9 protein-coding genes are annotated in these 10,995 nt (G+C 66.1%); 3 read left to right on the top strand and 6 right to left on the bottom strand.

Annotation, left to right across the window (positions count from 1 at the left end; translation table 11 throughout):
• The first annotated feature begins 7 nt into the window (after positions 1-7).
• The 3 genes from ABIA73_RS20490 (at position 8) to ABIA73_RS20500 (ending at position 2,071) form a co-directional block, all read left to right on the top strand.
• Positions 8-1,438 (top strand): replicative DNA helicase, encoded by a 1,431-nt coding sequence (locus tag ABIA73_RS20490; RefSeq protein WP_025876786.1) that lies wholly within the window; start codon positions 8-10, stop codon positions 1,436-1,438.
• Positions 1,439-1,601: 163 nt separating this feature from the next.
• Positions 1,602-1,814 (top strand): hypothetical protein, encoded by a 213-nt coding sequence (locus ABIA73_RS20495; protein ID WP_025876788.1) that lies wholly within the window; start codon positions 1,602-1,604, stop codon positions 1,812-1,814.
• A 17-nt stretch (positions 1,815-1,831) separates the two neighbouring features.
• A complete protein-coding gene (locus tag ABIA73_RS20500) occupies positions 1,832-2,071 on the top strand; it encodes a hypothetical protein (protein WP_309909439.1) in 240 nt (79 codons plus the stop codon).
• Between the two features lie 28 nt (positions 2,072-2,099).
• Here the strand turns inward: ABIA73_RS20500 and ABIA73_RS20505 are convergent, their stop codons facing one another.
• The 6 genes from ABIA73_RS20505 to ABIA73_RS20530 all read right to left on the bottom strand — a co-directional run bounded on the left by ABIA73_RS20505 (position 2,100) and on the right by ABIA73_RS20530 (position 10,734).
• On the bottom strand, positions 2,100-2,510 hold the full coding sequence (locus ABIA73_RS20505) for a hypothetical protein (RefSeq protein WP_354276223.1): 411 nt from the start codon (positions 2,508-2,510) through the stop codon (positions 2,100-2,102).
• Positions 2,511-2,673: 163 nt separating this feature from the next.
• Positions 2,674-4,110: a dihydrolipoyl dehydrogenase gene (gene lpdA / locus ABIA73_RS20510; protein ID WP_032951934.1), complete on the bottom strand. Its 1,437-nt coding sequence runs from the start codon at positions 4,108-4,110 to the stop codon at positions 2,674-2,676.
• 63 nt (positions 4,111-4,173) lie between these two features.
• Entirely contained in the window at positions 4,174-5,373 is a 1,200-nt protein-coding gene (gene sucB / locus ABIA73_RS20515) for a dihydrolipoyllysine-residue succinyltransferase (protein WP_025876796.1), read from the bottom strand.
• Positions 5,374-5,412: 39 nt separating this feature from the next.
• Positions 5,413-8,244, bottom strand: coding sequence for a 2-oxoglutarate dehydrogenase E1 component (locus ABIA73_RS20520; RefSeq protein ID WP_032978870.1), 2,832 nt, complete (start codon positions 8,242-8,244; stop codon positions 5,413-5,415).
• Positions 8,245-8,430: 186 nt separating this feature from the next.
• A complete protein-coding gene (locus ABIA73_RS20525) occupies positions 8,431-9,333 on the bottom strand; it encodes a GNAT family N-acetyltransferase (protein ID WP_346602514.1) in 903 nt (300 codons plus the stop codon).
• 3 nt (positions 9,334-9,336) lie between these two features.
• Positions 9,337-10,734 (bottom strand): ribosomal protein uL16 3-hydroxylase, encoded by a 1,398-nt coding sequence (locus tag ABIA73_RS20530; RefSeq protein ID WP_088101693.1) that lies wholly within the window; start codon positions 10,732-10,734, stop codon positions 9,337-9,339.
• Positions 10,735-10,995 lie beyond the last annotated feature (261 nt).

The raw sequence follows: 10,995 nt of genomic DNA on the forward strand, positions 1-10,995 counted from the left end.
CCGCAGCATGTCCGCCCGTTCCGGCTTCCGTTCCAACCGCAGAGAGCGCGGCGATGGCTTCGATCGCGATCGCGATGAATCGCGTATCGACCAGTTGCGCGTGCCGCCGCACTCGGTGGAGGCCGAACAGGCGGTGCTGGGCGGCCTGATGCTGGCACCGGAGGCCTACGACCGGGTCAACGACCAGTTGACCGAGGGCGACTTCTACCGCCGCGACCACCAGATGATCTACCGGGCGATCCGCGAGCTGTCCGAGCGCGAGCGCCCTTTCGATGCGGTGACCCTGGGCGAGTGGTTCGAATCGCAGGGCAAGATGGAGCTGGTGGGCGATGGCGCCTATCTGATCGAACTGGCCAGCACCACGCCGTCGGCAGCCAATATCGTGGCCTATGCCGAGATCGTGCGCGACAAGGCGGTGCTGCGGCAGCTGATCCAGGTCGGCACCGACATCGTCAACGATGGTTTCCAGCCCGAGGGCCGCGACAGCAGCGAGCTGCTGTCCGCCGCGGAAAAGAGCGTATTTGCCATCGCCGAGCAGGGCGCGCGCGGCCGTACCGACTTCGTGGCCATGCCCGGTGCGTTGAAGGACGCATTCGAAGAGCTGCGCAACCGCTTCGAGAATGGCGGCAACATCACCGGCCTGCCGACCGGCTATACCGATTTCGATGCGATGACCGCCGGCCTGCAGCCGACCGACCTGATCATCCTTGCCGCGCGTCCTGCGATGGGCAAGACCACCTTCGCCCTGAACATCGCCGAGTACGCGGCGATCAAGTCGAAGAAGGGCGTGGCAGTGTTCTCGATGGAAATGTCCGCATCGCAGCTGGCGATGCGCCTGATCTCGTCCAATGGCCGCATCAACGCGCAGCGCCTGCGTACCGGCCAGCTGGAGGACGAGGACTGGAGCCGGGTAACCGGTGCGATCAAGATGTTGAAGGAAACCAAGATCTTCATCGACGATACGCCGGGCGTGTCGCCGGAGATCCTGCGTTCCAAGTGCCGCCGCCTCAAGCGCGAGCACGACCTGGGCCTGATCGTGATCGACTACCTGCAGCTGATGAGCGTGCCGGGCAACAGCGAGAACCGCGCGACCGAAATTTCCGAGATCTCGCGTTCGCTGAAGGGCCTGGCCAAGGAACTGCACGTGCCGGTCATTGCACTGTCCCAGCTCAACCGCTCGCTGGAAACACGTACCGACAAGCGCCCGGTGATGGCCGACCTTCGCGAATCGGGCGCAATCGAGCAGGATGCGGACATGATCGTCTTCATCTACCGCGACGATTACTACAACAAGGAAAATTCGCCGGACAAGGGCCTGGCCGAGATCATCATCGGCAAGCACCGCGGTGGCCCCACCGGCTCGTGCAAGCTGAAGTTCTTCGGCGAATACACCCGTTTCGACAACCTGGCCCACGACTCGGTCGGTTCGTTCGAATAGCGCCGACGGCGTTACGGTAGCGCCGGGCCATGCCCGGCGGATCTGCTCCCCAGCGGCAGGTTTCATCGCCCCCCAACCGGGTTTCGTCGCAAACCGTTTGCGGGCGACAGGGCGGGGCAGCAACGTGGTTGCAGGCGGCGGGGTGCCGCCGAGGGAGCCTCTGATGAAGACCTTGTTTGCGCTTGGTGTCTGGTGCCTGCTGTTCGTGCTGTGCTGGCCGTTGGCGATCCTGGCGCTGGTCGCCTGGCCGTTCGTGTGGCTGCTGAGCCTGCCGTTCCGCCTGCTCGGCATCACCTTCTCGGCACTGTTCGCCTTCCTGCGCGCGCTGTTCATGCTGCCGGCACGCCTGCTGGGCGGCGGCCCGGTGACCGCATGAGGCCGCTCGTTATTGCGATGGTGGCGCTGCTGGTGGCGGCGCCCGCGTCCGCCAAGGAGCCGCCGTCGGCCTACCTGGAGCGCGGGCATGATCCTGCTTTGGCCGCCACCGCCGCGACTGCAGAGGATGCGCCCAAGGAATCCTGCCGGGTGGTGAAGGAGTGGAAGGCGGGGGAAACGGTCGTCCAGCACCGCATCTGTGACGATCCGCCGAAGAGGGCTGCCGCCAAGCCGGTGCCGCGGCCGATGCAGCGTTGATCCGCCATCTGCCGGTACGGCGGTGGTTTCAGGATGAGGGTGCCGCGGCGGCCGGCGGTGCCGGGAACACCTGTTCGCGCAGATCGCGGTAGACCATGATGATGCGGCTACGCGGGCGCACTGCGAATTCAACCTGCAGCGGCGCCCCAGCGGTGGCTGCCGCCGGATGGGTCACCGTGCAGGGCTGCTTGATCCCACAGCGCCGCAGGGATACTTCCAGGCTGCCATCGCTGGCCGTGCGCACATTCGCGCCGGGTGAGTGGAAGAGCGTCTCGGCAGGCACGTGGTAGCGGATCAGCACGTCGCCATCGCGTTGCGGCATCACTTCGACCGGCTGGACCTCGGCTGCGCGGTAGTCGGTTCTGGCTGGGGTGGCATTGCACCCGGCCAAGGCGAAGCCGAGCAGCAATGGCAGGCGGCAGAAGCGGGACAGGTGCATGATCGTACGACTCCATGGAAATCGGCGGCGGCCACAGCATTCCCTGGCCGGTTGCATTGGGCCGGGTTGCAGGCGGGCGGTCAAGCAACCAACAAAAAACCCCGCCGAGGCGGGGTTTTCAGCAGCCGGCGATGCCGGCCAGTGGCCGGCACTACCCGATGGCTCAGTTCGCCTTGTGGATCGCGCGCTTGCTCACGGCCATCGCCGCGTCGTGCACCACTTCCGACAGCGACGGGTGGGCGTGGCAGATCCGCGCCAGGTCGTCGGCCGAACCGCTGAACTCCATGGTCAGCACGCCTTCGTGCACCAGCTCGGACACGTTGGCGCCGACCAGGTGCATGCCCAGGATGCGATCGGTTTCGGCGTGGGCCAGAACCTTCACGAAGCCTGCCGGCTCGATCATCGCCACGGCACGGCCGTTGGCGGCGAACGGGAAGCTGCCGGCCTTGTACGGGATGCCTTCGGCCTTCAGCTGTTGCTCGGTCTTGCCGACCCAGGCCAGCTCCGGCTCGGTGTAGATGACCCACGGAATGGTGTCGAAGTTGACGTGGCCCGGCAGGCCGGCGATCAGTTCGGCAACCGCGATGCCTTCCTCGAAGCCCTTGTGCGCCAGCATCGGGCCGCGCACGCAGTCACCGACCGCCCAGACGCCATTGACGCCGGTGTGGCAGTGCGCGTCGACTTCGATCTGGCCACGCTCGTTGATCTTGACGCCGGTACCTTCGGCCAGCAGGCCCTTGGTGGCGGCGCGACGGCCGACGGCCACCAGCAGCTTGTCCACCACCAGCGACTTCTCGCCTTCGGCGTCGGTGTAGGTCAGGGCGACTTCCTTCTTCTTGCCCTTGCCGGTTACTTCGGCCTTGGAGACCTTGGCACCCAGGCGGATGTCCAGGCCCTGCTTCTTGAATTCCTTGGCGGCGGTCTTGGCCACTTCGGTATCGGCCGCAGCCAGGAAGTCCGGCAGCGCTTCCAGGATGGTCACTTCCGAACCCAGGCGCTTCCACACGCTGCCCAGTTCCAGGCCGATCACACCGGCGCCGATCACGGCCAGGCGCGCCGGCACTTCGGTGAAGTCCAGGCCGCCGACGTTGTCGACGATGGTTTCGCCGTCGAACTTGGCGAACGGCAGTTCGATCGAATCCGAGCCGGCGGCGATGATGACGTTGGTGCCCTTCAGCTCGACGACCGAGCCGTCATGCTGGGTGACCTTGACCACGTTGCCCGGCTGCAGTTCGCCGAAGCCGTAATAGGCGGCGACCTTGTTGGCCTTGAACAGCATGGCGATGCCGCCGGTGAACTGCTTGACGATCTTGTCCTTGCGGCCAACCATCGCTTCGACGTCCATCTTGGCATCCTTGAAGCTGATGCCGTGGTCGCCAAAGATGTGGCCCATGTTCCAGAACTGGCGCGAGGAATCCAGCAGCGCCTTGGACGGGATGCAGCCCACGCGCAGGCAGGTGCCACCCAGGGCCGGCTTGCCGTCCTTGCCCAGCGCTGCGTCGATGCAGGCGGTCTTCAGGCCAAGCTGGGCCGCGCGGATGGCAGCGTGGTAACCGGCCGGGCCGGCACCGATGACGACGACGTCGAATTGTTCAGCCATTGAAATAGTCCTTGTTGCATTACCAGAACCCCTCCGCGCAGGCGCGGAGGGGCGGGAGGTCTCTTACAGGCCGAACAGCATGCGGCCCGGGTTTTCCAGCTGGTTCTTGATGTCCACCAGGAACTGCACCGAGTCCTTGCCGTCGATGATGCGGTGATCGTAGGACAGCGCCAGGTACATCATCGGCGCGATCACGACCTGGCCGTTCTGGGCGATCGGGCGCTCCTTGATGGCGTGCATGCCGAGGATGGCGCTCTGCGGCGGGTTGATGATCGGGGTCGACAGCAGCGAACCGAAGGTGCCGCCGTTGGTCACGGTGAAGGTGCCGCCCTGCAGTTCTTCCAGGCTCAGCTTGCCGTCACGAGCCTTCTTGGCGTAGTCGGCGATGGTCTTTTCGATGTCGGCGAACGACATGCGCTCGACGTTGCGCAGCACCGGCGTGACCAGGCCCTTCTCGGTCGACACGGCGATGGAGATGTCCGAGTAGCCGTGGTAGATGATGTCGTCGCCGTCGATGGAGGCATTGACCAGCGGGAAGCGCTGCAGCGCGTTGGCGGCGGCCTTCACGAAGAAGCTCATGAAGCCGAGCTTGATGCCGTGTGCCTTGACGAACTCGTCCTGCAGTTCCTTGCGCGCCGCCGACACCTTGGACAGGTCGACTTCGTTGAAGGTGGTCAGCATGGCGGTGGAGTTCTTCGACTCCATCAGGCGCTCGGCGATGCGCTTGCGGATGCGGGTCATCGGCACGCGTTCTTCCGGACGTGCGCCACCGGCCTTGCCGGCGCCGCCGTTGCGGGCGAAGTTGACGATGTCTTCCTTGGTGACGGCGCCGCGACGGCCGGTGCCGTCGACGTCGGCCGGGTTCACGCCTTCGGTGATGGCGGTGAAGCGGGCGCCCGGCGGCAGCGCGTCGGCAGCCGACTTGGCAGCCGGGGCCGGGGCAGCGGCGGCGGCCGGAGCAGCAGCGGCCGGAGCGGCCTCAGCCTTCTTCTCTTCGGCAGCCGGGGCCGGTGCAGCAGCCACGGCGCCTTCTTCGATGATCGCCACGACCTGGCTGGAAGTGACGGTGTCGCCTTCCTTGAACTTGATTTCCTTGATCACGCCATCGACCGGCGACGGCACTTCCAGGACGACCTTGTCGGTTTCCAGGTCAAGCAGGTTTTCGTCGCGCTTGACGGCGTCGCCCACCTTCTTGTGCCAGGTGGCGATGGTGCCGTCGGCGACGGATTCGGGCAGTACCGGGGCTTTGACTTCGGTGGCCATGCGGGAGCTTCCTGGTTTGTCTTCTAAATAGGGGGAGAGTTATTCAGCGAACGAGTCGTTGAACGGGTTGACCAGTGCATCGGCGACCAGCTGCTGCTGTTCGCGGACGTGGTCAGCCATGTGACCGGCAGCCGGCGAAGCCGAACGTGCGCGACCGGCGTAGTGCAGGCTCTGGCCATCGGCCAGGCAGAACTGCAGGTGGTGGCGGATCTGGTACCACGCGCCCTGGTTCTGCGGTTCTTCCTGCGTCCACACCACGTCGGTGGCCTTGCCGTACTTCTTCAGTTCGGCAGCCAGCAGCGCACGCGGGAACGGGTACAGCTGCTCCACGCGGATGATCGCCACGTCGTCCTGGCCACGCTTGGTCTGGTCTTCCAGCAGGTCGTAGTAGACCTTGCCCGAGCACAGCACCACGCGCTTGACCTTCTTGGCATCTGCATTGGCATCGCCGATCAGGTGCTGGAACTCGCCATTGGCCAGCTCGTCCAGGGTCGACACGGCCAGCTTGTGGCGCAGCAGCGACTTGGGCGACATCACCACCAGCGGCTTGCGGGTGGTCAGGTGCTGCTGGCGACGCAGCATGTGGAAGGCCTGCGCCGGGGTCGACGGCACCACCACCAGCATGTTCTCCAGCGCGCACAGCTGCAGGAAGCGCTCCAGGCGCGCCGAGCTGTGTTCCGGGCCCTGACCTTCATAGCCATGCGGCAGCAGCAGGGTCAGGCCGGAGATGCGGCCCCACTTTGCTTCGCCGGCGGCGATGAACTGGTCGATCACCACCTGGGCGCCGTTGGCGAAGTCGCCGAACTGACCTTCCCAGATGCACAGGGTGTTCGGATCGGTGGTCGAGAAACCGTACTCGTAGGCCATCACTGCTTCTTCGCTGAGCAGCGAATCGATGACGGTGGCCTTCTCCGGCGAATCCACCAGCTGCCGCAGCGGCAGGTAGTAGTTGTCGGTCTTCTGGTCGTGCAGGATCGCGTGGCGGTGGGTGAACGTGCCGCGGCCGACGTCCTGGCCGACCAGGCGCAGCGCACTGCCTTCATCCAGCAGGGTGGCGTAGGCCAGGTTCTCGGCAAAGCCCCAGTCGCCCGGGATCTCGCCGGCAGCCATCTTGCGGCGGTCGTCGTACACCTTTGAGACGCGCGAGTGCAGCTGCACTTCTTCGGGCACGGTGTTGATCAGCTTGGCCAGCGCGACCAGCTTGTCCTTGTCGACCTTCGTCGACACCGGATCGGACAGCTTGCCTTCCAGCAGCTTCGGCCAATCAACGAACAGCGGGCTGGTCGGCGGGGTCTTTTCGACCTTGGCCAGCTCGGTGGTCACTTCACCGGCATCGAGCTTCTCGCGGTACGCATCGACCATCGCCTTGCCGGCGCCGGCGGCGATCACGCCTGCCTTCTCCAGCTGCTCGGCGTACATCTCGCGTGTGGTGGCGTGCTTGCGGATCACCTGGTACATCAGCGGCTGGGTGATCGCCGGCTCGTCGGCCTCGTTGTGGCCCCAACGGCGGTAGCACATCAGGTCGATGACCACGTCCTTGGCGAACTTCTGGCGGAACTCGAACGCCAGCTGCGCGGCGAACACCACCGCTTCCGGATCATCGCCGTTCACGTGCAGCACCGGGGCGGCAATCATCTTCGCCACGTCGGTGGCATAGCGCGTGGAGCGCGTGTCCTGCGGATTGGAGGTGGTGAAGCCGACCTGGTTGTTGACCACGATGTGCACGGTGCCGCCAACGGCGAAGCCGCGGGCCTGCGACATCTGGAACAGCTCCATGACCACGCCCTGGCCGGAGAAGGCCGCGTCGCCGTGGATCAGGATCGGCATCACCTGCTTGCGTGCGGTGTCCTTGCGGCGTTCCTGGCGCGAACGCACCGAGCCGGCAACCACCGGGTCGGCGATTTCCAGGTGCGACGGGTTGAACGCCAGGGCCAGATGCACCGGGCCACCCTCGGTGGCCACGTCGGCGGAGAAGCCCATGTGGTACTTCACATCGCCGGCCGAAGCGTGCTCGTCGTGCTCGAACTTGCCTTCGAATTCGTCGAACAGCTTGCGCGGGTTCTTGCCGAGGGTGTTGACCAGCACGTTCAGGCGGCCGCGGTGGGCCATGCCGATCACCACGTCCTTGACGCCATCCTTGCCGGCGCTGCGGATGATGGTGTCCATCATCGGGATCAGCGAGTCGCCGCCTTCCAGCGAGAAGCGCTTCTGGCCGACGTACTTGGTGTGCAGGTAGCGCTCGAGGCCTTCGGCGGCGGTCAGGCGCTCCAGCGTGCGGCGCTGGGTGTCAGCGTCCAGCTGGTAGTTGCCACCGGCCAGTTCCAGCTTCTTGTAGATCCACTGGCGCTGCTCGACCTCGGAGATGTGCATGAACTCCGCACCGATCGAACCGGTGTAGGTCGCCTTCAGGCGCGCCAGCAGGTCACGCAGCTTCATGCGCGGCTGGCCACCCACGCCGCCGGTGCTGAACTCGCTGTTGAGGTCAGCATCGGACAGGTTGTGGAAGGGCAGGCCGAGGTCCGGGGTGTTGACCGGAGAGGCCAGGCCCAGCGGGTCCAGGCGGGCGTCCAGATGACCACGCGAACGGTAGGCGGTGATCAGACGACCGACATTGCGCTCGCGCTCATCGCCTGCACCGGTGCCGGTGCCTGCTTTCAGCGCATCCTTGGCCGCGTCCGCGATGTGGGAAATGACGGCCGAGTGCGGAATGTCGCCTGCTTCGCGGCCCTTGAAGCCGTCGAAGTAGGTTTTCCATTTGGGATCGACACTATCCGGGGAGACCAGGTACTGCTCGTACAGGTCCTCGACATAGGAGGCGTTGCCGCCGGCGAGTTGCGAAGATTGCGCAAACTGCTTCAGTTGATTGTCCACGATGGAGGGTGCTGATTCGCTTTGTGGGGTATGGCTTCAGAAGGACCCGGCACGAAGATGAATAGCCATGCACGGGCGCGTTCAAACGGCCAAATTGTACCCCCATCCGGACACGAAGGGGCAGCGACGAGGGCATCGGGCGTCCCCCGGTGTCGGTCCCAGACAGGTTGAGCGCACCCGTCGCGGTCAGATGCCGAGTGCGCGCAATTCGCTGCATTCGCGCGAACGGTCCCAGACACGCTGCAATTGCTGCTCGAACGGCTGCGAACGTGCCGGCAGCGCGATTGCCGATTCGCCGTCGAGGCGATGGCCGATGAGACGAAAGTAGAAGTCGCCTGCATCGTTGAGCAGGCAGGCCGAGGCCAAGGCGCGATCGATCGGATCGGCGACCTCGCGGAACTGGATCACACTGGGCAGGCGCTGGAACAGCGCCAGCAGCGGCGCACCGGCACTGGCGATGGCTGCGGCGTCATGCACGATCACCCGCAGCAGCTTGTCGTGGCGGGCGGTGACGAAGCGGCGCAGGGCTGCCTGTACCGGTGGCGCGTCCAGCAGGCCGGGGTCCAGCTGCCGGCTGTGCAGCCACAATCGACGGCGGGCGCGGTGGATGATCGCCGTGGTGATCGCCACCGCTTCAGCGCGGCTGTCGATGGCGGAAACGGCCTGCAGGCGGCGCCGCATCTGCTGGTGGCCAATGCCGGCTTCTTCGAATTCGGGGCCTTCCGGAAGGAACCCCTGGCGGGCGTAGAAGTCGCGTGCCGGCAGCTGCGCATGCAGGTGCAGCTCGGCCAGGCCGAGCTGGCGCCCGGCCTGCACCAGTGCCTCAAGCAGGGCCTCGCCAATGCCGTGGCCGCGATACGCCGCCAGCACCGCCATGCGGCCGATGCGGCCATCCGGCGCCAGCCGCCCGGTGCCGACCGGATGCCCGTCGGCATCCAGCGCCAGCACGTGGGCACAGACCGGGTCCAGGGCATCGCGCTCCAGGGCGGCGTCGATGCCCTGTTCCTGCACGAACACCCGCTGGCGCACGTCGTGGATGGCGACGTGGGCCTCGGCGTGACTGACCTGCTGGACCCGCAGCGGGCTCATGGCTCAGCCGCGGCCGGCGTCGCTGTCGTCTTCATCGTGGTCATCGAAGTTGACGATCACTTCAATACCGTCGTCGTGCACGGTCACCAGATGGACGTCATCGGACATCGAGTCAGCCTCGATCACCTCGACCTGCTCGTGGCCCTCGATCACTTCACCCAGCACCTCTTCCTCCTCGTCGGCGTACACCTCGTTCGGATCGATCAGCTGGAACACGCCGCCGACCAGCAACTGCTGGACCACCGCACGGCCCTTGTCGGACAGACCGCGGTAGGCGGCGGCGTCGAGCTGCTCGGCACCTGCCAGGCGCTGCGCGTCCTTGACCGGCAGGGCGAAGTCCTGGCCACTGACATACAGGCTGGCACCGCGCTTGGCCCGGCGCCAAGCCAGGCGCGCCCACGGGTGGCGCTGCAGCAGCAGGCCCGACTGCAGGGCCTCGAGCACTTCTTCCTGCGGCGGCGCGGCCTGGTGGGCCATCACCTCGCCGGCGGCGCGGTAGGTGGTGATGAAGCGGCCGAACCAGTCACCCAGCTTGTCCGGATCGTTCATGCGGATGGCGTTGAGCGCGGTGATCACCCGCGCCATCGCCACGGTGTCGATTTCGTTCGGGTCGGCCGGCGCCTTCAGGTCGGCGTCCTGGTAGCGGATGTTCTCGTCGGCGTCGGCGATCAACGTGTCCAGGTAGTCACTGATCAGCTCGGCCGAAGACGGTGCACGCATGCCGAACGAGAACGTCAGGCACGGGTCTTCGGCAACGCCGTGATGCGGCACGTTCGGCGGCAGGTACAGCATGTCGCCAGGCGCCAGCACCCAGTCGTGGGTCGGCTTGAATACTTCCAGCAGCTTCAGTTCCACGTCGGGGCGGAAGCCCAGCGGCGGGCGCTTGCCCTTGATCGATTCACTGGCATCGATCTGCCAGCGGCGGTGGCCGTGGGCCTGCAGCAGGAACACGTCGTACTGGTCGACATGGGCACCGACCGAGCCACCGGTAGCGGCGAAGCTGATCATCACATCGTCCATGCGCCAGCGCGGCAGGAAGCTGAAGTGTTCGATCAGGGCGCGCACGTCCTTGTCCCATTTGTCCACGTCCTGCACCAGCAGGGTCCAGTCGTGGTCGGGCAGGGCGGGGAAGATGTCTTCCTGGAACGGGCCGCTGCGCACGCGCCAGCTGTCCTGGGCCTTGTCGTGCTCGATCAGGCGGGCCAGCACGCCCTCTTCGCAGGCCAGGCCGGCCAGGTCTTCCGGCTGTACCGGGGTCTGGAAATCCGGGAAGGCATTGCGGATCAGCAGCGGGCGTTTCTGCCAGAAGTCACGCAGGAAGGTGGCCGGTGCCATGCCCAGCGGCTGGCCGCGGCGGGCAGTGACTTCGATCAGGGGGGAGGAGGACTTGCGGGCGGCCATGGGGGAGTTCCTTGCAGCGGAAAGCGGGAGGGGCGGCGTGGCGGGCCGCCAAGGGCTCCATTGTCCGACGTTCGATGGGATTGCGCACGTGTGCTGGTTTGTCGCGGGGTGTCCGGCCAACGGCGGAGCCCCTCGTGGCGGTCAGGCTCACAAGCAAAAGCTGGGATTGGCCGGGCGGGTGGGCTGCGCGGGGGACGCTGCAAGTACGTCCCTGTAAGCTTGGCCGCGGCATCCATGCCGCGGACACCCCCGCGCAGCCCA

This window comes from Stenotrophomonas sp. 2694 (assembly GCF_040548715.1).
Taxonomy (GTDB): Bacteria; Pseudomonadota; Gammaproteobacteria; order Xanthomonadales; family Xanthomonadaceae; genus Stenotrophomonas; species Stenotrophomonas indicatrix.